This is a genomic window from Microbacterium deferens (assembly GCF_045517775.1).
Taxonomy (GTDB): Bacteria; Actinomycetota; Actinomycetes; order Actinomycetales; family Microbacteriaceae; genus Microbacterium.
The window spans coordinates 825,181-850,063 of the sequence record NZ_JBEUWT010000001.1; the positions used below are offsets into that span (position 1 = coordinate 825,181).

General features: G+C 70.7%; 21 protein-coding genes and 2 riboswitches. Of the genes, 17 read left to right on the forward strand and 4 right to left on the reverse strand.

Annotated elements, in window-relative coordinates; translation table 11 throughout:
• Positions 1–5: 5 nt before the first annotated feature.
• The 4 genes from ABTU82_RS04025 to trpS all read left to right on the forward strand — a co-directional run bounded on the left by ABTU82_RS04025 (position 6) and on the right by trpS (position 4,371).
• Entirely contained in the window at positions 6–1,145 is a 1,140-nt protein-coding gene (locus tag ABTU82_RS04025; RefSeq protein ID WP_407171891.1) for an MFS transporter, read from the forward strand.
• Positions 1,146–1,154: 9 nt separating this feature from the next.
• Positions 1,155–2,309 (forward strand): YihY/virulence factor BrkB family protein, encoded by a 1,155-nt coding sequence (locus ABTU82_RS04030; RefSeq protein WP_407171892.1) that lies wholly within the window; start codon positions 1,155–1,157, stop codon positions 2,307–2,309.
• A 142-nt stretch (positions 2,310–2,451) separates the two neighbouring features.
• Positions 2,452–3,300 carry an exodeoxyribonuclease III gene (locus ABTU82_RS04035; protein ID WP_407171894.1) on the forward strand — a complete coding sequence of 283 codons (849 nt, stop codon included), beginning with the start codon at positions 2,452–2,454 and terminating at the stop codon, positions 3,298–3,300.
• A gap of 66 nt (positions 3,301–3,366) precedes the next feature.
• The gene (gene trpS, locus ABTU82_RS04040) at positions 3,367–4,371 is read left to right on the forward strand and encodes a tryptophan--tRNA ligase (protein WP_116645991.1); all 1,005 of its coding nucleotides are present in this window, start codon (positions 3,367–3,369) and stop codon (positions 4,369–4,371) included.
• Between the two features lie 202 nt (positions 4,372–4,573).
• Here the strand turns inward: trpS and ABTU82_RS04045 are convergent, their stop codons facing one another.
• Positions 4,574–5,416, reverse strand: a complete 843-nt coding sequence (locus ABTU82_RS04045) for an endonuclease domain-containing protein (protein WP_116645990.1) — start codon at positions 5,414–5,416, stop codon at positions 4,574–4,576.
• Positions 5,417–5,673: 257 nt separating this feature from the next.
• Here ABTU82_RS04045 and ABTU82_RS04050 point away from each other — a divergent pair, with 257 nt between their 5' ends.
• From ABTU82_RS04050 to ABTU82_RS04080, 7 genes are all read left to right on the forward strand, one after another.
• The gene (locus ABTU82_RS04050) at positions 5,674–6,537 is read left to right on the forward strand and encodes an Fpg/Nei family DNA glycosylase (RefSeq protein ID WP_407171895.1); all 864 of its coding nucleotides are present in this window, start codon (positions 5,674–5,676) and stop codon (positions 6,535–6,537) included.
• A 61-nt stretch (positions 6,538–6,598) separates the two neighbouring features.
• Positions 6,599–6,753, forward strand: a riboswitch (FMN riboswitch).
• Positions 6,754–6,811: 58 nt separating this feature from the next.
• Positions 6,812–7,837, forward strand: coding sequence for a bifunctional diaminohydroxyphosphoribosylaminopyrimidine deaminase/5-amino-6-(5-phosphoribosylamino)uracil reductase RibD (gene ribD, locus ABTU82_RS04055; RefSeq protein WP_116645988.1), 1,026 nt, complete (start codon positions 6,812–6,814; stop codon positions 7,835–7,837).
• Positions 7,837–8,520 (forward strand): riboflavin synthase, encoded by a 684-nt coding sequence (locus ABTU82_RS04060; protein ID WP_116645987.1) that lies wholly within the window; start codon positions 7,837–7,839, stop codon positions 8,518–8,520. Before ribD ends, ABTU82_RS04060 begins: the two co-directional genes overlap by 1 nt.
• A complete protein-coding gene (gene ribA / locus ABTU82_RS04065; protein WP_116645986.1) occupies positions 8,517–9,794 on the forward strand; it encodes a GTP cyclohydrolase II in 1,278 nt (425 codons plus the stop codon). Before ABTU82_RS04060 ends, ribA begins: the two co-directional genes overlap by 4 nt.
• Positions 9,791–10,267 carry a 6,7-dimethyl-8-ribityllumazine synthase gene (gene ribH, locus ABTU82_RS04070; RefSeq protein WP_116645985.1) on the forward strand — a complete coding sequence of 159 codons (477 nt, stop codon included), beginning with the start codon at positions 9,791–9,793 and terminating at the stop codon, positions 10,265–10,267. Before ribA ends, ribH begins: the two co-directional genes overlap by 4 nt.
• Positions 10,268–10,438: 171 nt before the next feature.
• The gene (locus ABTU82_RS04075) at positions 10,439–11,929 is read left to right on the forward strand and encodes an MFS transporter (RefSeq protein WP_407171898.1); all 1,491 of its coding nucleotides are present in this window, start codon (positions 10,439–10,441) and stop codon (positions 11,927–11,929) included.
• 148 nt (positions 11,930–12,077) lie between these two features.
• Positions 12,078–13,991: an ABC transporter ATP-binding protein gene (locus ABTU82_RS04080; RefSeq protein WP_407171900.1), complete on the forward strand. Its 1,914-nt coding sequence runs from the start codon at positions 12,078–12,080 to the stop codon at positions 13,989–13,991.
• 1,105 nt (positions 13,992–15,096) lie between these two features.
• Here the strand turns inward: ABTU82_RS04080 and ABTU82_RS04085 are convergent.
• Positions 15,097–16,974, reverse strand: a complete 1,878-nt coding sequence (locus tag ABTU82_RS04085; protein WP_407171902.1) for a phosphoenolpyruvate carboxykinase (GTP) — start codon at positions 16,972–16,974, stop codon at positions 15,097–15,099.
• Between the two features lie 109 nt (positions 16,975–17,083).
• On the opposite strand from ABTU82_RS04085, the gene ABTU82_RS04090 reads away from it, so the two are divergent.
• The 3 genes from ABTU82_RS04090 to ABTU82_RS04100 all read left to right on the forward strand — a co-directional run bounded on the left by ABTU82_RS04090 (position 17,084) and on the right by ABTU82_RS04100 (position 20,045).
• Complete coding sequence (locus ABTU82_RS04090; RefSeq protein WP_116645981.1) at positions 17,084–18,520, forward strand: XRE family transcriptional regulator; 1,437 nt, start codon at positions 17,084–17,086, stop codon at positions 18,518–18,520.
• Positions 18,521–18,554: 34 nt separating this feature from the next.
• Complete coding sequence (locus ABTU82_RS04095; protein WP_407171904.1) at positions 18,555–19,163, forward strand: DUF1684 domain-containing protein; 609 nt, start codon at positions 18,555–18,557, stop codon at positions 19,161–19,163.
• 87 nt (positions 19,164–19,250) lie between these two features.
• Positions 19,251–20,045, forward strand: a complete 795-nt coding sequence (locus ABTU82_RS04100; RefSeq protein ID WP_407171906.1) for a transglutaminase-like domain-containing protein — start codon at positions 19,251–19,253, stop codon at positions 20,043–20,045.
• A gap of 84 nt (positions 20,046–20,129) precedes the next feature.
• Here ABTU82_RS04100 and ABTU82_RS04105 read toward each other — a convergent pair whose 3' ends face one another.
• Both ABTU82_RS04105 and glyA read right to left on the reverse strand, forming a co-directional pair.
• Complete coding sequence (locus ABTU82_RS04105; RefSeq protein ID WP_116645979.1) at positions 20,130–21,011, reverse strand: bifunctional methylenetetrahydrofolate dehydrogenase/methenyltetrahydrofolate cyclohydrolase; 882 nt, start codon at positions 21,009–21,011, stop codon at positions 20,130–20,132.
• A 105-nt stretch (positions 21,012–21,116) separates the two neighbouring features.
• Entirely contained in the window at positions 21,117–22,391 is a 1,275-nt protein-coding gene (gene glyA, locus ABTU82_RS04110; protein WP_116645978.1) for a serine hydroxymethyltransferase, read from the reverse strand.
• Positions 22,392–22,461: 70 nt separating this feature from the next.
• Positions 22,462–22,563, reverse strand: a riboswitch (ZMP/ZTP riboswitch).
• A 129-nt stretch (positions 22,564–22,692) separates the two neighbouring features.
• Between glyA and ABTU82_RS04115 the strand changes: the two genes are divergently transcribed.
• From ABTU82_RS04115 to ABTU82_RS04125, 3 genes are read left to right on the forward strand one after another with little or no spacing between them, the layout of a single operon-like run.
• Complete coding sequence (locus ABTU82_RS04115; RefSeq protein ID WP_116645977.1) at positions 22,693–23,079, forward strand: YrdB family protein; 387 nt, start codon at positions 22,693–22,695, stop codon at positions 23,077–23,079.
• Positions 23,076–24,449, forward strand: a complete 1,374-nt coding sequence (locus ABTU82_RS04120) for an FAD-binding oxidoreductase (protein ID WP_407171907.1) — start codon at positions 23,076–23,078, stop codon at positions 24,447–24,449. The genes ABTU82_RS04115 and ABTU82_RS04120 overlap by 4 nt, the downstream gene beginning before the upstream one ends.
• Positions 24,446–24,859 (forward strand): NUDIX hydrolase, encoded by a 414-nt coding sequence (locus ABTU82_RS04125; RefSeq protein WP_407171909.1) that lies wholly within the window; start codon positions 24,446–24,448, stop codon positions 24,857–24,859. The genes ABTU82_RS04120 and ABTU82_RS04125 overlap by 4 nt, the downstream gene beginning before the upstream one ends.
• Positions 24,860–24,883: the final 24 nt, after the last annotated feature.

The window sequence follows — 24,883 nt, forward strand, 5'->3', positions numbered from 1 at the left end:
TGCGCGTGGACGAGCGGATGCGGCGACCGGCGGGTGCCGCGATCGGCGCGGCGTATGCGGCGCAGGGCCTCGGCTATGCGGCCGTCGTCACATCTCTTCCTTCGCTGAAGGATCAGGTGCGCATCGACGACGCGGCCGTCGCGGTGATCGTGCTCGGCGTCAGCGTGGCCGCCGCTGCCGGATCCGTGCTCGCCGACGTCATCGCCGTTCGCGCCGGTAGCCGCGCGGCGCTCGTGACGGGCCTCCTCCTGCAGGCCGCGGCTCTGCCGCTGATCGCCCTCCTGACCCCTCTTCCCCCGTTCCTCGCGGCCTTCGCCGTCTACGGCCTCGGGCTCGGGTGCGTCGACGCGGCATCGGCGATGCAGGGCGTCGCGCTGCAGCGCTCGCGCGGGCGCCCCGTGCTCGGACGACTCTTCGCCGTCTACACCGCCGCGGCGATCGTCGGGGCGGTGCTCGTCGCCGGTGCGGCAGCGTCCTCGGCGTCGGCGATGCCGCTCCTGGTCGCCTGCGCGGTCGCGGCCGGCGCAGCGGTGGCGGGAACCCGCTGGTTCTCGACGGAGCGACCGACCGCCGCAGCATCCGGCTCGTCACGGCTTCCGCGGCGGGGCATCTGGGTGTTCGGCTCGGTCATCCTCGCGGCCTTCGCCCTCGACGCGGCCGTCAGCACGTGGAGCACGGTCTACCTCGCCGACACCCTCACCACCGCCGCCGTGATCGCCCCTCTCGGCTATGCCGCATACCAGGGCGCCGTTCTCGTGACGCGGTTGGCGACCGACGCCCTCGTCACGAGGCTGGGCCGGAGGGCGCTGGCAGCACTGTCGGCGGTGGTTGCGATCGTCGGATGCGTCGTGATCGCCGCGATCCCCCTGCCGGCCGCGGCGGTCGTCGGGTTCGCGCTTGCGGGTGTGGCGACGGGCGTGCTCGTGCCCGTCGCCTTCGCCGCCGCCGGCGACCTCGACCCCGCACGCGCCGACGAGGTCATCGCCCGGGTGAATCTCTTCACCTACGCCGGCGCTGTACTGGGGGCCGTGGGCGTCGGCCTCATCGGCGACGCGACCGGGGTCGGGGTCGCGTTCCTGCTTCCCGGCCTCGCGCTCGTCACCGTCCTCGTCGTCCGACGGCGCTTCGCCTCGCGCGCTCGGTAGTCTGATCCGGTGGCAGACTCCAACGCGTCCGGGGAGCGCCTGCAGGCGCTGCGCGAGCGACTGGACGAGCCGATCGAGAAAGCGACCGAACTGACGAGGAAGACCCTCGCCTGGTTTCCGATCCGCGTCTGGCGCCACTTCCTGCAGCACAACGGGTTCCTGCTCGCGGCCGGGATCAGCTATCAGTCGCTCTTCGCGATCTTCGGCGTCATCTATCTCTCCTTCGCCCTCGCCGGCCTGTGGCTCGGCGGCAGCAAGGAGTCGGTGCAGGCGCTCATCGACCTGATCAACCGCTACATCCCGCAGATCATCAGCGAGAACGGGCTCGTGAAGCCCGAGCAGGTCGAAGCGGTCGCGGCCGGCAGTACCGGCCTTCTCACCGTCACCGGTATCGTCGCGGCGGTCGTGGTCATCTGGACCGCCATCGGATTCATCACCTACGCGCGCCGCGCCGTGCGCGACACCTTCGGCCTGCCGTTCGACCGGCGCAGTTACGTACTGCTGAAAGCCCGCGACTTCCTCGCCGCCGCGCTGTTCGGGGTGGCGCTCATCGTCGGCGCCGGACTCGGACTCATCGCCACCGGCGCAATCGAGCTGATCTTTCTGCTGCTCGGCTGGGACAGCCAATCGATCTGGGTACGGGTCCTCAGTCGCGTCCTGGCGTTCGTGGTGGCGTTCTGGGTCAACACCCTCGCCCTGGCGGCCATGTTCCGGTTTCTCACCGGCGCCTCGCTCTCGTGGCGGCGCATCTGGTCGGGCTCGCTCCTGGGCGGCGGCGCGATGGTCGCTCTGCAGATCGCCGCGGGCTTCCTCTTCGTCTACTCCCCCACCAACCCCCTTCTGGCGACGTTCGCGATCTTCATCGGGTTCCTCCTCTGGTTCCGCCTGAACGGGATCGTGATTCTCGTCGCCGCCGCGTGGATCGCCGTGGGCGCCGAGGACCGCGGCATGTCGCTGTTGTCGGAGGACGAGCGGGTGGCCGCCGAGCGCGCCGCGCTCGTCACCGCCGCGCAGGTGCGCCTGCGTGACGCCGAGCAGGAGCTCGGCGACGCGCCCTGGTACGCCCGGTGGTGGGCCACGCGCGAGGTGAACCGACTCCGCGACGAGCTCGCCGAGGCCGAAGCATCCGCCCCTCCTCGAGCCTCGAGCACCTTCCTCGACTGAGCCCGCTCGCCCGTCTCTCGTTCGCTCGTGTGCCGGAATGTGGCGCCTTCCTGCGAATGACGGCATCGATTCGTACCGTCGTGAGCAGCACGGTGTGGCAGTCGCCCCGGCCGTGTCGGGGGCCGCGGTTAGGCTTGCGGTCGTGTCTCGCCGCGTTCGTATCGTCTCCATCAATGTCAACGGCATCCGTGCCGCCGTCCGCAACGGAATGAACGATTGGCTCGCCGAAGCCGATGCCGACATCCTCGCGATCCAAGAGGTGCGCGCCACCGCCGACGACCTGCGCACCGCACTCCCCGGGTGGGAGATCGTCAACGACGAGGCCCTCGCGAAGGGCCGCGCCGGCGTCGCGATCGCGAGCCGGGTGGCTCCCGTCGAGGTGCGCACATCGCTCAGCTCCGATCCGGTCGATTCCGCCGGCCGCTGGATCGAGGGAGACTTCGACATCGACGGCGAGCCCGTGACGGTCGTGAGCGCCTACGTGCACAGCGGCGAGGTCGGCACCCCCAAGCAGGAGGCGAAGTGGGGCTTCCTCGATGCCATGGAGAAGCGGATGCCGCAGCTCACCGCCGAGCGTCCGCTGGCGGTGATCATGGGCGACCTCAACGTCGGTCACCGCGAGCTCGACATCCGCAACTGGAAGGGCAACGTCAAGAAGGCCGGTTTCCTCCCGCGTGAGCGCGGCTACTTCGATCGCTTCCTCGGCGAGGCCGGAGCGACCGTGACGGGCGTCGACGGCAGCGTCGGCACCGGACTCGGCTGGATCGACATCGGCCGCCGCCACGCCGGAGAGGTCGACGGCCCGTACACGTGGTGGTCGAGCCGCGGCAAGGCCTTCGACACCGACACCGGCTGGCGCATCGACTACCACCTCGCCACCCCCGCCCTCGCCGAGCGCGTCACCGACTACCGCATCGGCCGGGCCCCCTCGTGGGACACGCGCTGGAGCGACCACGCTCCCGTGGTGGCCGACTACACCCTCGGCCTCTGACGCTCCCCGCGCCCGCGTCGCACGGCGGCTGACGCCGCATCCGATCACCCGCCCTAGGATTGGGCGGTGATCAAACCGCGTTTGTACTCCGGCATGCAGCCCTCGGCCGATTCGCTTCAGATCGGCAACTACATCGGGGCGCTCATGCAGTGGCGGGAACTGCAGGACTCGTACGACGCGTATTTCTCCGTCGTCGACCTGCACGCGCTCACCCAGCCGAACGACCCGGCCGAACTGCGGGCGAAGACCCGCCGCACCGCCGCCCAGTACATCGCGGCGGGCATCGAGCCGTCGCGATCGACCCTGTACGTGCAGTCGCACGTCTCGGCGCACTCCGAGCTCGCCTGGGCACTGTCGACGATCACCGGATTCGGTGAAGCCGGTCGCATGACGCAGTTCAAGGACAAGTCGGCTCGCTACGGCGCAGACGCCACCAACGTCGGCCTCTTCACCTACCCCGTGCTGATGGCCGCCGACATTCTGCTCTACCAGACCGACGTCGTGCCCGTTGGCGACGATCAGAAGCAGCACATCGAGCTCACGCGCGACCTGGCCGAGCGTTTCAACTCCCGCTACGGGCAGACCTTCACCGTTCCGACGCCGGTGATCCAGCGCGACACGGCCCGCATCTACGACCTGCAGAACCCCACGGCGAAGATGTCGAAGTCGGCGGAATCCGACGCCGGTGTGCTGTGGCTTCTCGACGAGCCGTCCAAGAGCGCGAAGAAGATCATGCGCGCCGTCACCGACAGCGAGGGCGTCGTGCGGTTCGACCGCGAGGCGAAGCCCGGGGTGTCGAATCTGCTCGTGATCTACGCGGCCCTCAGCGGACGACAGATCGCCGCGATCGAAGACGAGTACGCCGGCCGCGGCTACGGCGACTTCAAGAAGGGCCTCGCCGAGGTCGTCGTCTCGGAGTTCGAGCCGGTGCGCGAGCGCGCTCTCGCGCTGCTCGACGACACGGCCGAGCTCGACCGGGTGCTCGCAGAGAACGCCGGGCGCGCAGCATCCGTCGCCAACCGCACCCTCAGCGACGTCTACGACCGGATGGGCCTGCTGCGCCGCGTGTGACCCCCGGGTGGCACCTCGTGGGGCCGGCCTCACTGCCACAACTCAGGATGATTCTCACCAACACTTGATCGAGCCCTGATTCGTCGCGGTGCGCGCGCCGCTCGGGCGCAACGCGCCTGAGTTACGGTCGCGCGGTCGACGACCATCGCGCGGACGCCGTCATCGAGCGGACGCCGTCATCGAGCGCGGCTCCCGCGCGCGGTCACCGAGGACCGCTCGCGAGCATGCGCTTGACCGCAGCCAGGACGAGTTCGGGTTCGTCCATGATCATCTTCGCGGTCGGTCTCAGCGTCGTGTATCCGCGAGCCGCGAGCAGGATGTCACGGCGACGGTCTCGCTCCTGGCTCTCCCAGCCGGAGTGGAACTCCTGGCTGTCGCACTCGATGACGAGCCAGCCGTCGACCACCAGATCGACACGTCCGATGCCATCGAACGCCACCTGGACCCTCACCTCGCAGCCGAGGGCCCGCAGCATCAGCCGCATGATCGTCTCCGGCCCCGACTCGGAGCGCGGATCGAGCAGCGGGAGAATCACGCGGTACTTGGCAGGGAGAGCGTGGAACATGTCGGCGACCTCGTCCATGCGCACCAATCCCTGGTGCAGAGCGCTGTCGAGCGTGGCGACGGCAGCACGCGGCGCCTGGCAGAGCACGGAGTGAGCCAGCGCGTCGAGGATCGATACGCACGCCGACTGCCCGGGCGGGATCATCAAGGGAAGCCAGTGCAGTCGAACGCCCCGCCTCGTCCGCGACGACAGCGCGCGCCGTCGATCATGCGGGGATCGCAGGCGCGAGGCGTTGCGCGGAAGGTGGACGTGCAATGAGCCGTGGCGCAAAACGAAGACCGACAGCATCGACAAGAGCGACAGGCACGTGAGGCGCCCGCCCACACGCACGGCGCGGATGATCGACTCGGCCGTGTCGCCGGGAAGGTAGTGATCACGGCGCGCCCGGACCAGGTACCCGAGAGCGAGGGCGGCGTCGATGTCGGCGCGACGGAATCCGTCACGGACGAGGTCGGAGCGGTGGAGGAAGTCGATGTTCATCACGCGACGATCGCCCGCAGGAGCAAGCCCGTGGACGCGCGGTGCACATCCGTGGATGACAGGGGGCCCGACGGATGCTGTGGAGGAACGCTTCTCGCACGAATTCAGGCTGAATCGGGGCGCCCACCACCGCGTCCGCGAAACCGCGGTGCTCGATCGACCCCCGCGGTTTCTCATCCTGAGTTCGGGCAGAAGCCGGGAGCGCGAAAAGGGTGCGCGCACGGCCGGGGGTCGGCGGTGCGTGGGAGGATGGGCGCATGCCGGAGATGCCGGAAGTGCAGGGCCTCGTCGATTTCCTCCGCGGACGCGTGGTCGGGGTGGAAGTGACGCGGGCGAGCGTCAGCGCGATCTCGGCGCTGAAGACCTACGATCCGCCCATCACGGCGCTGGTCGGTGCCCGGGTGACCGGGGTCGAGCGGCGCGGCAAGTTCGTCGACATCGCCACCGACGCCGGTGCTCACCTCATCTTCCACCTCGCGAAGGCCGGCTGGCTGCGGTGGTACGAAACGCTCCCGTCGACCGTGATCCGCCCCGGCAAGACGCAGATCGCGCTGCGCGTCGGTCTTGCCGACGGGTCGGGCTTCGACCTGACCGAGGCGGGCACGAAGAAGTCGCTCGCGGTGTATGTCGTGGGCGAACCCGCCGATGTGCCGGGCATCGCCCGACTCGGACCCGATCCGCTCGATCCGGGCTTCGATCGAGACACGTTCGCCGGGCTGCTGGCCGATCGGCGAACGCAGATCAAGGGCGTGCTGCGCGACCAGTCGATCATCGCCGGGGTCGGCAACGCCTACTCCGACGAGATCCTGCACGCCGCCAAGATGTCGCCGTACGCTCTCGCCGCGGGCCTGAGCGCCGAGGAGGTCGACCGCCTCTACGGCGCGCTGCGCGACACGCTGGCCGAGGCCGTCACCACCGCGAGCGGCAAGCCCCCGGCCGAACTGAAAGACGCGAAACGACGCGGGATGCGGGTGCACGGCCGCCGCGGCGAGACCTGCCCGGTCTGCGGCGGCGAGGTCAAGAGCGTGTTCTTCGCCGATAACTCGCTGGAGTACTGCCCGGTCTGCCAGACCGGAGGGAAGATCCTCGCCGATCGCCGGTTGTCGCGCCTGCTGAAATGACCGCGCACGACGGGGGAATGAAACGTCGAGACGGGCGTTGACTAGAATCGCACCCAACACACACGTGCTCCGGGGTCGGTGAGAATCCGAACCGGCGGTGACAGTCCGCGAACTCGCGGTATCCGACAGGATGCTGCGGGTTGATCCGGTGGAATTCCGGAACCGACGGTGATGCGACGAGCGATCGTCGTCAGTCCGGATGGGAGGAGGCACGCACGGTACGCCGTGCCGTTGCGTCTTGACCCCCGGGGATTCACCGGAAGGAACAGGACCGATGGCCACCACCGCCGAGCTCGAGGCCATGCGGCATGCGCTGCGTCTCGCCCGGCGCGGTCCGCGGGGCGTGAACCCCCAGGTGGGATCGGTGATCCTCTCCCCCGCCGGCGACGTCATCGCCGAAGGCTGGCACCGCGGAGCGGGAACTGCCCACGCCGAGGTCGACGCGCTCTCGAAGCTCGACCCGGGAGCCGCCCGCGGCGCGACCGCCGTGGTGACCCTCGAGCCCTGCAACCACACCGGGCGCACCGGGCCCTGCGCCGTCGCGCTCATCGAGGCCGGCGTCGAACGTGTCGTCTACGCGATCGCCGACCCCAACGCCGCCGCCGCCGGTGGCGCCGAGCGTCTGCGTGCCGCCGGCGTCGAGGTCGAAGGCGGAGTCCTCGTCGACGAGGCGATGGACCTCCTGCGAGGCTGGCTCGACGTGCAGCGCCTGCGCCGACCACGTGTGACCGTCAAGTGGGCGCAGAGCCTCGACGGCCGTGCGGCGGCCGCCGACGGCACGAGCCAGTGGATCACCGGGCCGGAGGCACGGGCCGACGTGCACCGGCGTCGCGCCGAGGCCGACGCGATCGTCGTCGGCACCGGCACGCTCCTCGCCGACGACCCGGCGTTGACGGCGCGCAGATCCGACGGCTCGTTGTACGACGCGCAGCCGCGGCCCGTGGTCATCGGCTCGGCCGAGGTGCCGACGGATGCTGCGGTGCGCCGTCATCCGATCGATCCCCTGTTCTTCGCCACGCGCGACCTCGACACCGTGCTCGCCGACCTGCGCGAGCGCGGGGTGCAGCGCGTGTTCGTCGAGGGCGGCCCGACGCTCGCGAGCGCGTTCGTCCGCGCCGGCCTCGCCGACGAGATGCTCGTGTACGTCGCCCCCGTCCTGCTCGGCGGCGACCGGCTCGCCGTGGGAGACATCGGTGTCTCCACCATCGCCGAAGCGCACCGGCTGCGCGCGGCATCCGTCACCGCTCTCGGCGACGACCTCCTGGTCGTCGCGCACCCCGCCGTCGAAGGAGACCTCTGATGTTCACCGGAATCGTCGAAGAGATCGGCACGGTCACCTCCGTCGAACCCTCGGGCGACGGCGTGCGGCTCACGGTGCACGCGCCCGTGGCGGTCTCCGACGCCACCCACGGCGACTCGATCGCCGTGAGCGGCGTATGCCTCACGGTCGTCGAGCAGGGGGCCGACTGGTTCACCGCCGACGTCATGAAGCAGACGCTCGACATGTCGACCCTCGCCGGTGTCGCTCCCGGCCGGCCCGTGAACCTCGAGCGAGCCACCGCCGCGCACGGCCGCCTCGGCGGCCACATCGTGCAGGGTCACATCGACGGCACCGGCGAGGTGCGCGAGGTGCGACCGGGCGAGCAGTGGCGCGTGGTGCGGGTCGGCATCCCGGCGGCCCTCGCACCGCTCGTCGTCGACAAGGGCTCCATCGCCATCGACGGCATCTCGCTGACGGTGAGCGCCGTCAGCGCCCCCGAAGAATCGGCCCCGTGGCTCGAGGTCTCCCTCATCCCCGAGACCCTCGAGGCGACGACGCTCGGGTCGGCCGACGTCGGTGACCCCGTCAACCTCGAGACCGACATCCTCGCGCGCCACGTGCAGCGCCTGTTCAGCTTCTCTTCCGCAGCGAGCGGGGCCGGTTCCTCGCCCGCCGCCGACGGGGCGCTTTCCGCATCCACGACCGAAGGAGGCTCGCGATGAGCCTTGCCAGCATCCCCGAGGCTCTCGACGCGCTCCGCGCCGGCCGCCCCATCATCGTCTCGGACGACGAGAACCGCGAGAACGAGGGCGACGTCGTCCTCTCCGCCGAACGGGCGACCGCCGAATGGATCGCCTGGACCGTGCGCTGGTCGAGCGGCTTCATCTGCGCGCCGATGCCCGCCGAATGGGCCGACCGCCTCGACCTCCCCCCGATGGTGGAAGTCAACCAGGACGCCCGGGGCACCGCCTACACGGTGAGCGTCGACGCCGCCACGAACGTCACCACCGGCATCAGTGCGGCCGACCGCGCCCACACGCTCAACGTGCTGGCCGACCCCGAGTCCGTTCCGACGAGCGTGCACCGCCCGGGCCACATCCTGCCGCTGCGCGCGGTCGACGGTGGCGTGCGCGAGCGCAGCGGACACACCGAGGCCGCCGTGGAGCTCATGCAGCTCGCCGGCCTCTCGCCCGTCGGCGCCATCGCCGAGATCGTCGCCGAGGACGGCAGCATGATGCGCCTCCCCGGCCTTCTGGAACTCGGCGAGCGCGACGGCATCCCCGTCATCACGATCGAGCAGCTCATCGCGCACCTCGACCAGATCGCGCCCGCTCCGGCAGCATCCGCCGACCGCCACAAGCGTCGGGTGAGCCTGCGCGCCGAGGCCCAGGTTCCCACCTCTCACGGCGAGTTCCGCTTCCTCGCGTACAAGGACCGCGTCACCGGCACCGACCACATCGCGGTCGTCTCCGGCGACCTCTCCAGCGAGGCGCCGCTGGTGCGCGTGCACTCGGAGTGCCTCACCGGCGAGGCCTTCGGGTCGCTCAAGTGCGAGTGCGGCCCGCAGCTCGATGCCGCGCTCGACGCGATCGACAAGGAGGGCGGCGTCGTCGTCTACATGCGGGGGCACGAGGGCCGCGGCATCGGTCTCATCAACAAGCTTCGGGCGTACAGCCTCCAAGAGCGCGGGCTCGATACCGTCGATGCGAACCTGGCGCTCGGACTCCCCGCCGACGCTCGCGACTACGCGGCGGCCGCCGGCATCCTGGCAGACCTGGGCGTCGAGCGCGTGCGCCTGCTGACCAACAACACCGACAAGGTCTCGCAGCTGCGTCACCTCGGGCTCGAGATCGTCGAGCAGGTGCCGCTCCTCGTGGGCGTCGGACCCAACAACCACCAGTACCTGTCGACCAAGCGCGACCGGATGGGACACATCATCGCCGAGCAAGACCTCAGCGATGCCCTCGAGCAGATGAAGGAAGGGGCCGGTTCATGAGCGGCAAGGGAGCACCGATCACGGGAGACCTGCGTGGAGAGGGGCTGTCGATCGTCGTGGTCGCCGGCACCTGGCACGACGCGATCACCGATGGACTGATCGCGGGGGCCGAGCGCACGCTCGACGCGGCGGGAGCAGACTGGCGCCTCGTGCGGGTCCCCGGCTCGTTCGAGCTGCCCGTCGCGGCGAAGGCGGCCTTCGAAGCCGGCGCCGACGCGGTGGTGGCCCTCGGCGTGATCATCCGCGGCGGCACCCCCCACTTCGAGTACGTGTCGTCGGCGGCGACCGACGGGCTCACCCGGGTCGCGATCGACGCCGGGCGCCCGGTCGGCTTCGGCGTGCTGACCCTCGACGACGAGCAGCAGGGCATCGATCGGGCGGGACTGCCGGGCTCGAAAGAAGACAAGGGAGCCGAAGCGGCGGATGCTGCGGTGCGCACCGCGCTCGTCCTGCGCCAGCTGCGCGCGGGCTGACGGCGCCGAGGGGTCTGCGAGCGGCATAGGATCGTTCACCGTGTGTCGGCGACCAGGCCGCCGCACTCGGTGACCCGGCGTCGAGCCCCGGCGCAGACCCCGCGCCCACGGCCGCCCACCGCGACGCATCGCAGAACGTGCGTCTCCCCGCGCTGATCGACAGGCCCTCTCTTGACCTCCCCCGCATCCTCCCCCTCCTCCACCCGCGCGGCCGCCAAGCCCGCGAACCCGCGCTCGCGCGTCATCACCGCGAGCCTCGTCGGCACGACGATCGAGTTCTACGACTTCTACGTCTACGCGACGGCCGCCGTACTCGTCTTCCCGATCCTCTTCTTCCCCACCGGTAACGACACCACGGCTCTGCTGCTGTCGTTCAGCGTGTTCGGCGCCGCGATGATCGCGCGGCCGATCGGCGCCATCGTCTTCGGGCACTTCGGCGATCGGTTCGGCCGCAAGGCGACCCTCGTCGCGTCGCTGCTGACGATGGGCGTCGCGACGTTCCTCATCGGATGCCTGCCGACGCACAACGAGATCGGGCCGTGGGCGGCGTTCCTGCTGCTGGTCATGCGCCTCGCCCAGGGCTTCGCGCTCGGCGGTGAGTGGTCGGGCGCGGCGCTCGTCGCCACCGAGAACGCCCCCAAGGGCAAGCGCGCCTGGTACGGCACGTTCCCCCAGCTCGGTGCGCCGATCGGCTTCATCATCGCGAACACCGTGTTCCTGCTGATCAACTTCGCTCTCCCCCACCCGGGTGGCGCCGGCCAGCGCTCAGCCGACTTCCTCGCCTGGGGCTGGCGCGTACCGTTCCTCTTCTCCGCCGTGATGGTGATCATCGGTCTGTGGGTGCGCCTCAAGCTCGTCGAGTCGGAGTCGTTCACGAAGGCCGAGCAGAAGGGCACGATCCGCAAGTTCCCGCTCGCGGTCGTCGTGCGCCACCACTGGAAGGCGCTCATCCTCGGCACGTTCATCATGCTGGCGACCTATGTGCTCTTCTACCTGATGACCAATTTCACGCTGTCGTACGGCACGAAGGCGGCAAGCCTCGAGACGGCGGCCGCCGCCGCGCAGACCGCGGCCGCGAACGGGGGTGCGCCCTACGACGCCACGGCGTTCGCCGCGCAGTTCTACCCCGGCCTGGGCTTCGGCTACACCGACTTCGTCATCATGCAGATCATCGGTGTGGTCTTCTTCGGCATCTTCACGCTGCTCTCCGGCCCGATCGCCGATTCCATCGGGCGCCGACGGCTGCTGCTGTGGGTCACGGGCGCGATCATCGCCTTCGGCTTGACGTTCTCGATCTTCCTGCTGCCGCAGGCCGACCCGAAGTTCACCGGCGCACTCACGCAGGCGTTCCTCGTTCTCGGGTTCATGCTCATGGGCGCGACGTTCGGTCCGATGGGCGCGCTCCTGCCCGAACTCTTCCCGACCAACGTGCGGTACTCGGGGTCGGCGATCTCGTACAACGTGTCGTCGATCCTCGGAGCGGCGCTCGCGCCGATCGTCGCGCTGTGGCTCTGGCAGCTGGGCGACGGCAACCCGTGGCTCGTCGGCGTCTACCTCTCCGCGATGGGCGTGCTGACCTTCATCGCCCTGCTGCTGTCGAAGGAGACGAAAGACATCGACTACGACGAGAATCTCGGGCTCGGCGCCACCGGCTCGCTGTAGAAGCATCACGGAAGGCGGATGCTGCGCGGGCGCCTCGCCCCGCAGCATCCGCCTTCTGCGTGCCTCGGCACGCGACGTCGGCGCGGGGACCCCGAGACGAAGTACGGTCGAAGGGATACACCCGACGACGATCGAACGAGGTACCGGCATGTCCACCCCCGTACGCGCACGCCGCGGCCGCCGCTCCCCCGACGACGGCCCCCGCGCGAGCTTCCGCCAGCTGCTGCCGTTCCTCTTCGAGCACAAGAGGGTGCTGGTGATCGTCGCGATTCTGAGCGTCATCGGCGCGGGCACGACCCTCGCCCAGCCGCTGCTCGTGGGCCAGGTCATCGAGCTCGTGCAGAACGGCGAGACGCTGGGTGCGCTGGTGTGGGCGATCGTCGCGCTCGTGGTCGTGTCGTCGATCATCTCCGGCTACCAGCACTACCTGCTGCAGCGCACCGGCACCGCCGTGGTCTACTCCAGCCGTCGCAAGCTCATCGCCCGCATCCTCCACCTGCCGATCAGCGAGTTCGACGCGCGTCGCACCGGCGACCTCGTCTCGCGGGTCGGAACCGATACGACGCTTCTCTACGCGGTGCTCACGCAGGGTCTCGCCGACAGCGTCGGCAACGCCCTCATCTTCGTCGGAGCGATCATCGCGATGGCGATCATCGACCCCGTGCTGCTCGTTCTCATCGTGGTCGTGATCGGAGTGTCCATCGCCGGTGTCACCGTGCTGTCGGGCCGTATCCGCAAGGCCACGACCACGCAGCAGGAGAAGGTGGGCGAGCTCGCCTCGAGCGTGGAGCGCGCGGTCGGGTCGATCCGCACCGTGCGCGCCTCCGGCGCCACCGAGCGCGAAGAGTCCTCGATCACGACCACCGCGGGCGAGGCCTACGGGATCGGTGTGCGCATCGCGAAGGTCTCGGCCCTCGTCGTGCCGATCGCGGGGGTCGCGCTGCAGGTCTCGCTCCTCGTCGTGCTCGGTGTCGGCGGCTACCGCGTCGCCGACGGGGCCATCACGATCGCCTCGCTCGTGACCTTCGTGATGTTCCTGTTCTTCCTCGTCGGCCCGCTCGGCAGCTTCTTCGGCGCGATCACCTCGGTGAACCAGGCGCTCGGCGCGCTCGGGCGCATCCAGGAAGTCATCGACCTGCCTGTCGAGTCGCAGGATGACGCGGCGATCGCGGCACGCGTGACGGCGGATGCTGCGGCCGCCCCGGCCGACTCCGGCGCCGCGATCGAGTTCCGCGACGTGCACTTCGCCTACCCGGAGAACGTCGTCGCCGCCCGCCGGAAGGCCGAGACCGAGGCTCTCGCCGCGCTCGAGACCGCCCACCTCGCCACCGCCGCCATCGACCTGCCCGCCGGAGACCCCGACGCGCCTCACGCGCTCGACGGGGAGGTGCTGCGCGGAGTGTCGTTCACCGTGCCGCGCGGCGCCCGCGTTGCCCTCGTCGGTCCGTCCGGTGCGGGCAAGAGCACGACCCTCTCCCTCATCGAGCGCTTCTACGACCCGACGGCGGGTGCGATCCTCCTCGACGGCACCGACGTGCGCGCCCTCGACCGCGCCGAGCTGCGGAGCCGTCTCGGCTACGTCGAGCAGGACGCCCCGACCCTGGCCGGCACCATCGCCGAGAACCTGCGACTGGCCTCCCCCGAAGCATCCGATGTCGACATCGAACGCGTGCTGCACGCGGTCAACCTCGGCGACGTGCTCGATCGCAACCCGCTCGGCGTCGACGCACCCGTCGGAGAGGCCGGCGTCATGCTCTCGGGCGGCGAGCGCCAGCGCCTCGCTATCGCGCGTGCGCTGCTGGCGGCTCCCCCGATCCTGCTGCTCGACGAATCGACGTCGTCGCTCGACGGGCTCAACGAGCAGCGCATGCGCGACGCGATCGACGCGGTGGCCGCCGGGCGCACCCTCATCGTCATCGCCCACCGCCTGTCGACGGTCGTCGACAGCGACCTGATCGTCGTGCTCGAGAACGGGCGCGTCATCGGTCAGGGCACGCACTCCGAGCTGGTGGAGTCGACGCCGCTCTACCGCGACCTCGCCCGCCACCAGCTGCTCGTCTGACGACCGCACCCGCGCGAACCCCCGCCGCGCCCCTCAGCGTCACCGGCGCTGGCGTCAGCGGCGCCCTGCCGTAACTCAGGATGGATGAGAGATCCCTCCCCCGGGCACCCCAGGAATCCGGGCCTGGGCCCTCCGCCACGCAGAGCGAGCCTGAGTTAGCGCACGAAGCACCGGCACCCGTCCCGGCACGCGGTGCCGGCACCCGCGGATCGGGCACCGCAGCCGGCCCGCCCTGGAAGCGCTCCCCACACAACGCGGGATGCACACGCGACGGACCGTACTCAGGATGGGTGCGGACGCCCTGCGCGCCGCACGCGCAAATCCGGGGCCCGGCCCCGCCCTGCGGCGAACGAGCCTGAGTTAGCGCACCGGGCCGGCCCACAGCGCGCCAGGCGCCGGAGAGCCGGGCCCCCGGTACCCGCCCCCGGTGCGGACTCCCGCTCCCGCGATCGGCTCGCGGCACCCGGGGCATCCCGCACCCGCGAGCCCGGATTTACGCGCGGCGGACCGTAACTCAGGATTGATGCGGAAGCCCTGCGCGCGGCAGCCGCAAACCCGGGCCTCAGCCCCAGCCCGGGGCGAACGAGCCTGAGTTAGCGCACCGGGGCCGGCGCACGGGGCGCCCGGCGCCGGAGAACCGGGCCCCCGGTGCGGACTCCCGCTCCCGCGATCGGCTCGCGGCACCCGAGCACCCCGGACCGGCCCCCGGTGCGGGCTCTGACTCCCGCGATCGGCTTCCGGGCCCCGGGGCACCCCCGCACCCGCGAGCCCGGATTTACGCGCGACGGACCGTAACTCAGGATGGATGCGGAAGCCCTGCGCGCGGCAGCCGCAAACCCGGGCCTCGGCCCCGGCCCGCGGCGAACGAGCCTGAGTTAGGGCACCGGGCACCGGGTACCAGGCACCGGGTGCCCCGCACTCCGGCACCGGGCACCAGGCACCAGGCACCAGGCACCAGGCACCGGGCACCGGGTGCCCAGCACTCCGGCACCAGGCACCAGGCACCAGGCACGGGGCCCCGCACTCCGGCACCGGGCACCGGGCACCGGGCACCGGGCACCGGGCACGGTGCGCGAGCACGGGGCCCGGGGATGCTGCGCGGGAGTCAGGCCTGCGCGGCGCGGAGGCGGTAGCGCAGCGCCGACAGCTCCGATGTGAGCGCCGCGGGGATGCGTCCGCCGAACGTGTCGAAGAACTCCTCGGTCAGGTCGGCCTCGTCGAGCCACGACTGCGGGTCGATCTCGAAGAGCTGCTCGAGGTCGGCCTCGGGCACGTCGATGCCGTCGAGGTTGAGGTCGGCGAGCCGCGGTATGCGACCGATGGGGGTGGTCACCGCGGGGACCTTGCCGTCGATCCTCCGGATGATCCAATCGATGACGCGCGCGTTCTCGCCGAAGCCGGGCCACAGGAAGCGGCCGTCGGCACCCTTGCGGAACCAGTTGACTTGGAAGATCCGCGGCGCGTGGTCGAACCGCAGGCTCTGCCCGACCCGCAGCCAGTGCGCGAAGTAGTCGGCCATGTTGTACCCGCAGAACGGCAGCATGGCGAACGGGTCGCGGCGCAGCTCGCCGACGGTGCCCTCGGCGGCGGCGGTCTTCTCGGACGACACCGTCGAGCCGAGGAACACGCCGTGCGCCCAGTCGGTCGCCTCGAGCACGAGCGGCACGTTGGTCGCACGGCGTCCGCCGAAGATGATCGCATCGAGCGGGACGCCCTCGGGGGTCTCCCAATCGTCGGCGATCTGCGGGCACTGGGCTGCGGGCACGGTGAAGCGCGAGTTCGGATGCGCGGCGGGGCGCCCCGACTCGGGCGTCCACGGCTCGCCGCGCCAGTCGGTGAGGTGCGGCGGAGCCTCGTCTGTCAGCCCCTCCCACCAGACGTCGCCGTCCGGGCGCAGCGCGACGTTCGTGAAGATCGTGTTGCCCCAGAGAGTCTCGACGGCCGTCACGTTCGTCGATTCGCCCGTGCCCGGGGCGACCCCGAAGAACCCGGCCTCGGGGTTGATCGCCCACATCCGACCGTCGGCGCCCTTGCGGATCCACGCGATGTCGTCGCCGAGGGTCTCGACCCGCCAGCCGGGGATCGTCGGGCGGAGCATCGCCAGGTTCGTCTTGCCGCACGCCGAGGGGAAAGCCGCGGCGAGGTGGTAGGCCCGCCCCGACGGGTCGATCACGCGGATCAGGAGCATGTGCTCGGCGAGCCAGCCCTCGTCGCGCCCGATGACGGAGGCGATCCGCAGCGCGAAGCACTTCTTCGCCAGGATCGCGTTGCCGCCGTAGCCCGAGCCGAACGACCAGACCTCGAGGGTGTCGGGGAAGTGCACGATGTACTTCTCGTCGTTGCACGGCCACGCCGCATCCGCCTGCCCGGGGGCGAGCGGCGCACCGACCGAGTGCACGGTGCGCACCCAGGGCGCGCCGTTCTCGATCTCGCGCAGCACGGGCGTTCCGACGCGGGTCATGATGCCGATCGACGCCACGGCGTAGGCGCTGTCGGTCAGCTGCACGCCGATGTGCGAGAGCGGGCCTCCGACGGCACCCATCGAGAACGGCACGACGTAGAGCGTGCGCCCGCGCATCGATCCGGCGAACAACGATGTGAGCGTGCCGCGGATCTCGTCGGGCGCGACCCAGTTGTTGGTGGGGCCGGCGTCGTCCTCGTTCTCGGAGGCGATGAACGTGCGCGCTTCGACGCGGGCGACATCGCCGGGGTGCGTGCGAGCGAGGTACGACCCCGGCCGCCATTCCGGATTGAGTTTGATGAGCTTGCCCTCGGCGACGAGCTCGCGCATCAGGGCGTCGTGCTCGGCAGCACTGCCGTCGACCCAGTGCACGCGATCGGGCTTCGTGAGCGCGACGACCTCGTCGACCCAGAGGCGCAGCGCGATGAGACCCGGCGACGTCGACGGGGGCGGCGACCCGCCGGCGGGCACAGCCGCGGGCGACGTCGACGGGCGGAAGGTGAGAGTGTCGGCGATGGCCATGCGAGCTCCTTCGAAGAGAACGGGGTTCCTCCTTAGATTGACCGGTCGGCTGGTGTCTTTAGGAGAAAAGTCTCGATAAGAATCAGGGTTCTTTCGCTAGGATCAAACAATGACGTCTCCCGCCTTCGAGCTGACGACCCTCGGGCATCGCATCCGTCATCACCGCCTCGCGCGCGGGCTCACCCTGGACGAGCTCGGCGCCCAGGTCGGGGTTGCGGGCAGCCAGCTCAGCCTCATCGAGAACGGCAAACGCGAGCCCAAGCTGTCGCTGCTCCAGGAGATCGCCCGGGCGACCTCGACGCCCATCTCCGAGCTGCTCTCCGCCGAGCCTCCGAACCGGCGGGCGGCGCTGGAGATCGAACTCGATCGCGCACAGGCGAGTCCGGTGTTCCGGCAGCTCGGCCTGCCGCCGGTCAAGGTCACGAAGAGCATGTCGGACGACACGATCGAGACCGTGCTCGGACTTCACCACGAACTGCAGCGCCGCGAGCGCGAGGCCATCGCCACCCCCGAAGAGGCTCGTCGCGCGAACACCGAGCTGCGCCTGCGGATGCGCGACGTCGACAACTACTTACCCGACGTCGAGAAGCTCGCCGAGAAGCAGCTCAAGAGCGCCGGACACGTCTCCGGCGCCCTCACCCACCGCACCGTCAGCATCATGGCCGAACAGCTCGGGTTCGAGCTGCTCTACGTCGACGACCTGCCCCACTCGGCGCGTTCGGTCACCGACCTCGAGAACGGCCGCATCTACCTCCCGCCGGCGTCGATCCCCGGCGGCCACGGCCTGCGGTCGATGGCGCTGCAGGCGATGGCGCACCGGCTGCTCGGCCACCGCCCGCCCACCGACTACGCCGACTTCCTGCAACAGCGGTTGGAGATCAACTACTACGCGGCGTGCTGCCTCATGCCCGAGGGCAACTCGGTGGCCTTCCTGCACCAGGCGAAGAAGGATCGCGACCTCGCGGTGGAAGACTTCCGCGACGCCTTCGGGGTCACCCACGAGGCCGCCGGCATGCGGATGACGAACCTGTTGACGCAACACCTCGGGATCAAACTGCACTTCCTGCGGGCCGACGGCTCGGGGGCGATCTCGCGCGTCTACGAGAACGACGGCCTCCCCCTCCCCGCAGACGTCACCGGTGCCGTCGAAGGCCAGCGCGTGTGCCGACGCTGGTCGGCGCGCACGGCGTTCGCCGAAAAGAACCGCACGACCGAGCACTACCAGTACACCGACACCCCCGCCGGCACGTTCTGGTGCTCCACGCAGACGGGCACGACCTCCGACGGCGACTTCTCGATCACGGTGGGGGTTCCCTTCGACGATGCGCGGTGGTTCCGCGGCCGCGAGACGCAGACGCGCGCGGTGTCTCGGTGCCCCGACGAGTCGTGCTGCCGCAGGCCCCCGGCCGAGTCGGCGAGCCGCTGGACCGGCAAGGCCTGGCCGAGCGCCCGCGTTCACCGCCACATGTTCTCTCCGCTCCCCCGGGGCGACTTCCCCGGCGTCGACGACACCGAGGTCTTCGCCTTCCTCGATCGCCACGCCTGAGCCGCCCCGCCGCCGCGCGGCCTAGGGTCGAAGCATGCAAGCCCTCGAGATCGTCGATTGGCGCCGCCGCGTCTTCGCCCTCTACGCCGAGGTGCGCGAGCACCCCGACCTCTCCGCCGCGCACGACCTGTGGCGGCGCGGTCGAGACGAGCTGTTCGCGCAGCATCCGGCTTCGCCTCTCCTCGACGACGATCGCGACGCCTTCACCGGCCTGCGCGTGCCGCCGTACGACCCCGAGTGGCGTTTCACCTGTCGGATCGAGCCCACCGACCCGCATCGCATGGAGGTCGAGACCGGCACCGACGGCATCGTGCCGTTCGAGCGCATCGGCCGCGTCGACGTTCCCGGCGTGGGCGGGCTCGACGTCTGGCGACTCGCCACGTACGGGGGCGGGGTGTTCGTTCCCGTCAAGGACGCCCTCAGCCGCGTGCCCGGCGGCACCTACGGCGGCGGGCGGTACCTCCTCGACACGATCAAGGGCGCCGACCTCGGCGGTTCGCCCGACTCGCTCGTGCTCGACTTCAACTTCGCCTACAACCCGTCGTGCGCCTACGACCCGATGTGGGCCTGCCCGCTGGCCCAGGTCGGCAACACGGTCGACGTCGAGATCCCCGTCGGCGAGCGCTACGGAAGCGCACGCTGAGCTCGCTCGGCCCCTGACGCACGCCACCCGCACGTCTCGGGCCGGATGCTGCGACCCGAGCCGGCGCGGGTGTGGCACGCTGTGCGCATGAGACGTGACGTGACCAGCAAGATCGTGCTCGACGTGACCGGACAGGCCGACCTGGTGTTCGCCGTGGCGGTCTCGTCGCACTACGCCCCCTCGACGGAGGAGTTCACCGCCTCGATCGACGGACGCCGGATCGACCCCTCGGTCGTCGACGACGCCCACGGAACGCGCCTGCACCGGCTGAGCGCCTCTCCCGGCCGCCTGGAGGTGCGGTATCGCGCGACCGTCGACGAGGGGGAGGTCGCCACCGCGACCGAGACCGACCTGCTCGTCTATACCCGCCCGAGTCGCTACGCCGAGTCCGACCGGCTGCTGCCGACGGCCGTGGCCGAGTTCGCGGGCATCACCGACCCCGTCGACCTTCTCGCGTCCGTGTCGTCGTGGGTGGGCACCGAGCTCGCCTACGTACCCGGGTCGAGCCTGCCGACCGACGGGGCGGTACGCACCCTGCTCGACCGCCGGGGTGTCTGTCGCGACTACGCCCACCTGTGCGTCGCGCTGCTGCGCGCGCTGAACGTGCCCGCTCGTCTCGCGGCCGTGTACGCCCCCGGGCTGCACCCGATGGACTTCCACGCGGTGGCCGAGGCGTGGGTCGACGGCGCGTGGCGGGTCGTGGACGCCACGACGCTCGCGCCGCGCCAGACGCTCGTGCGCATCGCGACCGGACGAGACGCCGCCGACACGGCGTTCCTCACGATCGTGTCGGGCTTCGCGAACCTCGTCGAGATGGAGGTCACCGCGACGGCGGAGTCGCTCCCCCTCGACGACATCACCCGGCTGGTGCAGCTGGCCTGAGATCGCGAGAATCGTTCGGGCGCGTGAGGCTCCGCGCGCCGCACCGATTGTCGAGCGGCCCGCCGATTTTCGAGCGGCCGACCTTCAGGCCGTCGCGCGCTCCGCCGCCTCGACGACGTTGGTCATGAGCAGCGCCACGGTCATGGGGCCGACCCCGCCGGGGTTGGGTGAGAGGTAACCGGCCACGTCGGCGACGCCGGGGTGCACGTCGCCGTACACGCGGTTCTTGCCCGTCTCGGGATCGGTCTCGCGGGTGACACCGACGTCGAGCACGGCCGCCCCCGGCTTCACGTGCTCGGGGAGCACGATGTGTTTGACCCCCGCGGCGGCGACGATGACGTCGGCCTGTCGCAGGTGGTGACCGAGGTCGGTCGTGCCCGTGTGGGTGAGCGTCACGGTCGCGTTGTATTCGCGGCGGGTCAGCAGCAGCCCGATCGAGCGGCCGATCGTGACACCGCGACCCACGACGACGACCTCCTTGCCCGTGAGGTCGTAGCCGTTGCGCACCAGCAGCTCGATGACGCCGCGGGGCGTGCAGGGCAGGGGCGTGGTGATCGGCGCGTTGACGTTGAGCACGAGGCGTCCGAGGTTGGTCGGGTGCAGGCCGTCGGCGTCTTTCGCGGGGTCGATCCGCTCGAGGATCGCATCGGTGTCGATGTGCTTCGGAAGCGGCAGCTGCACGATGTAGCCGTGGCACGTCGGGTCGGCGTTGAGCTCGTCGATCGTCGCCTCGACCTCGGCCTGGGTCGCCTCGGCGGGCAGTTCGACCTGGATCGAGTTCATGCCGATCGCCTCGGACTCGCGGTGCTTCATGCCGACGTACAGCTGCGAGGCCGGATCGGCACCGACCAGCACCGTGGCGATGCCCGGAGTGACGCCCTTCGCGCGGAGGGCGTCGACGCGCTCGCGCAGCTCCGCCTTGATCTCGGCTGCCGCCGCCTTGCCATCGAGCTTCTGCGCGGTCATGTGTTCTCCTCGTGTCATCGTCGACGGTCGAGAGCCCGGCTCCCGCAGATCACTATGCCCGTAGGTATAGGTCCACGGCAACCGGGCTTCCGAACCTCTCGGTCTTTACTGAGTCAGACCCGGGTACAGCGGGAAGGCCGCGGTGAGCGCGGCAACGCGGGTGCGCAGCGTCTCGACATCGGCGTTCGGCAGCAGCGCGAGGGCGATGATGTCGGCGACCTCGGTGAACTCCGCGTCGCCGAAGCCGCGCGTGGCGAGCGCCGGGGTGCCGATGCGCAGACCCGAGGTCACCATCGGCGGACGCGGGTCGTTCGGCACCGCGTTGCGGTTGACCGTGATGTGGATCTCGTGCAGCAGGTCTTCGGCCTGCTTGCCGTCGATCGCGGCCTCGCGCAGGTCGACCAGCACCAGGTGCACGTCGGTGCCGCCCGACCGCACGGCGATGCCGGCGGCGGAGACGTCGTCGCGGGTGAGGCGCTCGGCGACGATCGCCGCGCCGCGCACCGTTCGCTCCTGGCGCTCACGGAACGCCGGCGAGGCGGCGAGCTTGAACGCCGTGGCCTTGGCCGCGATCACGTGCATGAGCGGGCCGCCCTGCTGGCCGGGGAACACCGCGGTGTCGATCTTCTTCGCCAGCGCGGCGTCGTTCGTGAGGATGAAGCCCGAACGGGGTCCACCGATCGTCTTGTGCACGGTCGACGACACGACGTGGGCGTGCGGCACGGGGCTGGGGTGCAGGCCCGCCGCCACGAGACCGGCGAAGTGCGCCATGTCGACCCACAGGAGGGCACCGACCTCGTCGGCGATCTCGCGGAACCGGGCGAAGTCCAACTGACGGGGGTAGGCCGACCAGCCGGCGATGATGACCTTGGGCTTGTGCTCGATCGCCAGTCGGCGCACCTCGTCCATGTCGATGAGCGAGGTCTCGGCATCCACGCCGTACGCGACGATGTTGTAGAGCCGACCCGAGAAGTTGATCTTCATGCCGTGCGTCAGGTGGCCGCCCTGGTCGAGCGAGAGACCGAGCAGAGTGTCGCCGGGGCGGGCGATCGCGTGCAGCACGGCGGCGTTGGCGGTCGCGCCCGAGTGCGGTTGCACGTTGGCGAACTGCGCGCCGAACAGGCTCTTCGCCCGCTCGATCGCGAGCTCCTCGGCGACGTCGACCTCCTCGCAGCCGCCGTAGTAGCGGCGGCCGGGGTAGCCCTCGGCGTACTTGTTGGTGAGCACCGATCCCTGCGACTGCAGCACCGAGACGGGCACGAAGTTCTCGGACGCGATCATCTCGAGGTAGCCGCGCTGACGCTCGAGCTCGCGCTCGAGCACCTGGGCGATCTCGGGATCGACCTCGGAGAGGGGGGCGTTGAATGACGGGTCGGACACGGGCGGACTCCTCGATCGTCGGGTGGATACTGCGGTTGCAGTCGGCCCGCGGAGCGCGCCGACGAACATCCACATCGGCCCAGGCGAGCGGTCGAATGCCATCGTGCAGAAGGCGAAAACAGTGTCGCTCCCCGGTGGTCCTCCACCTTGAACGCCAGTCGCGACAGGTCAGATCATACCGGATGCTGCTGCCCGCGCCCCGCGCGGATGAGCGCCCCGCACGGGCTCGTCGAGCCCGCTTCCCGATCCGTCGCCGACCGCGCCCTCCGCCCCGCGGCGCGACGGATCGTAGACTGGCGGTATGCCCGAAACCCCGAACGTCCGCGCCGAAGCGCCCCTCCAGCCGGGGATGCGACCGCGGCCCTCGGTCGCCGAGATCGGCGCCTTCCTCTGCGGCCTGTTCGCCTTCGCGACCCTTGCTCTGTGGGGCTTCCTGGCATGGCCGCTCCCCTGGAACATCGTGTTCGGCATCGCCGCGCCGGTCGTGGCGATCCTCGTGTGGGCGCTGTTCGTCTCGCCGCGCGCCGTGCTGGCCGTGCACCCGTTCGTGCGGGCGATCGTCGAGCTGCTCGTATATGCGGCCGCGACCGTCGCCTGGTGGAACATGGGCCAGGTGTGGGTCGGCATCGCCTTCGCGATCATCGCCATCACGTGCGGCCTGTTCGCAGGTCGTCGACGACTCGCATGAGCGTCGACGTCGTCGGGCTGCTGCGAGACGCCCTCGGCGACCGCGTCGACACCTCGGCCGATGCGCTCGACGCCGCCCGCGCCGACAAGTCGGGCCACGCCGCCGCCGAGCGCCCGCTCGCGGTCGTGCACGCCGAGTCGGTGGCCGACGTGCAGCGCGTGCTGCGGATCGCCTCTCAGACCTCGACCCCCGTGGTCACCCGCGGCGCGGGCACGGGGCTCGCCGGCGGCGCCAACGCCGGTGGCGGCGAGATCGCCCTCTCGGTGCGGCGCATGGACCGCATCCTCGAGGTGCGCCCCGATGACCTCCTCGCGGTGGTCGAGCCCGGCATCCTCAACGCCGAGCTCAACGACGCTCTCGCACTCCAGGGCCTGTGGTGGGCCCCGGATCCCGCCAGCCGGGCCATCTCCACCGTCGGCGGCAACATCGCAACCGGCGCCGGCGGACTCCTGTGCGCCAAGTACGGCGTGGTCCGCGACGCCGTGCTCGGGGTCGACATCGTGCTCGCCGACGGGCGCCTCATGACGCTCGGACACCGCAGCGTCAAGGGCGTGACGGGCCTGGACCTCACGTCGCTCGTGATCGGTTCCGAAGGCATCCTCGGGGTCGTCGTCGCCGCCACCCTGAAGCTGCGTCGTCTCGTGGAGGGCGAGGTCGTCACGATCGCGGCCACCTTCCCCGACGTACGCACCGCGGCCGCGGCATCCGCCGCCGTCACCGCCTCGGGCGCGCAGCCCGCGATCATGGAGCTGATGGATGCGGCGTGCCTCGCCGCCGTGCACGCGCTGCTCGGTCTCGAGGCGCCCGCGCCCGGCGTGGCGCAGCTGACCCTCCAGACCGACGGCCCCGCCGCCGCCTCGGAGGCGTCGAGGATCAGCGAGGTGCTGGCGGCCGCCGGTGGCACCGTGCGCGTCGCCGCCGACCGCGAGGAAGGCGAACGACTGCTGACGATCCGTCGTTCGATGCATCCCGCGATGGAGACCCTGGGGTCGGCCCTGATCGAAGACGTCTCGGTGCCGCGCAGCGCCCTCCCGGCGATGTTCGACGAGATCGCCCGCATCGAGCGGGAGTACGGCATCGTCATCCCCACCGTCGCCCACGCCGGCGACGGCAACCTGCACCCGAACTTCGTCTTCGACGGCCCCGAGGTGCCCGACCACATCTGGGCCGCGGCCGACGCCCTGTTCCACGCCGCCCTCGACCTCGGCGGCACGCTCACCGGCGAGCACGGCATCGGCGTGCTCAAGCGACGCTGGCTCGCCGATGAACTGGGCGCCGATCAGTGGGAGCTGCAGCGGCAGGTGGCTCGCGCGTTCGATCCCGCCGGGATCCTGAACCCGGGCAAGGTCTTCGAGACGGCCGCCCTGTGACCGCCGAAGTGCACGTGAGCGCTGCCGTCGTGCTCGACCACGATCGTCGCGCGCTGCTGGTCCGCAAGCGCGGCACGCGCACCTTCATGCAGCCCGGCGGCAAGCCGGAGCCCGACGAGACCCCGGCCGAGACGCTCGCGCGCGAACTCTTCGAGGAGGTCGGGCTGAGCGTCGACCCCGACGCGCTCGAGCCGCTCGGGCAGTTCCGGGCGGATGCGGCGAACGAGCCCGGATTCACCGTCGTGGCGCACGCGTTCCGAGTGCGCCACGCGGTCACGGCGTCGGAGGTGACGATCGGCGCCGAGATCGAGGAGCTGCGCTGGTTCGACGAGGCCGAAGCATCCGTTCTGCCTCTCGCTCCGCTGAGCCACGTGCTGCTTCCCCTCGTCTGGGGTGCGTCCCGCGGGTGAGCCCGGCGCACTTCGTTGTGCCAC

Bases quoted from the DNA above. Each gene is read 5' to 3' on its own strand.
- ABTU82_RS04045 (WP_116645990.1), bottom strand. From the start codon at position 5,416: ATGAACATCGACTTCCTCCACCGCTCCGACCTCGTCCGTGACGGATTC.
- ABTU82_RS04050 (WP_407171895.1), top strand. From the start codon at position 5,674: ATGCCGGAGATGCCGGAAGTGCAGGGCCTCGTCGATTTCCTCCGCGGA.
- ribD (WP_116645988.1), top strand. From the start codon at position 6,812: ATGGCCACCACCGCCGAGCTCGAGGCCATGCGGCATGCGCTGCGTCTC.
- ABTU82_RS04060 (WP_116645987.1), top strand. From the start codon at position 7,837: ATGTTCACCGGAATCGTCGAAGAGATCGGCACGGTCACCTCCGTCGAA.
- ribA (WP_116645986.1), top strand. From the start codon at position 8,517: ATGAGCCTTGCCAGCATCCCCGAGGCTCTCGACGCGCTCCGCGCCGGC.
- ribH (WP_116645985.1), top strand. From the start codon at position 9,791: ATGAGCGGCAAGGGAGCACCGATCACGGGAGACCTGCGTGGAGAGGGG.
- ABTU82_RS04080 (WP_407171900.1), top strand. From the start codon at position 12,078: ATGTCCACCCCCGTACGCGCACGCCGCGGCCGCCGCTCCCCCGACGAC.
- ABTU82_RS04085 (WP_407171902.1), bottom strand. From the start codon at position 16,974: ATGGCCATCGCCGACACTCTCACCTTCCGCCCGTCGACGTCGCCCGCG.
- ABTU82_RS04090 (WP_116645981.1), top strand. From the start codon at position 17,084: ATGACGTCTCCCGCCTTCGAGCTGACGACCCTCGGGCATCGCATCCGT.
- ABTU82_RS04095 (WP_407171904.1), top strand. From the start codon at position 18,555: ATGCAAGCCCTCGAGATCGTCGATTGGCGCCGCCGCGTCTTCGCCCTC.
- ABTU82_RS04100 (WP_407171906.1), top strand. From the start codon at position 19,251: ATGAGACGTGACGTGACCAGCAAGATCGTGCTCGACGTGACCGGACAG.
- ABTU82_RS04105 (WP_116645979.1), bottom strand. From the start codon at position 21,011: ATGACCGCGCAGAAGCTCGATGGCAAGGCGGCGGCAGCCGAGATCAAG.
- ABTU82_RS04115 (WP_116645977.1), top strand. From the start codon at position 22,693: ATGCCCGAAACCCCGAACGTCCGCGCCGAAGCGCCCCTCCAGCCGGGG.
- ABTU82_RS04120 (WP_407171907.1), top strand. From the start codon at position 23,076: ATGAGCGTCGACGTCGTCGGGCTGCTGCGAGACGCCCTCGGCGACCGC.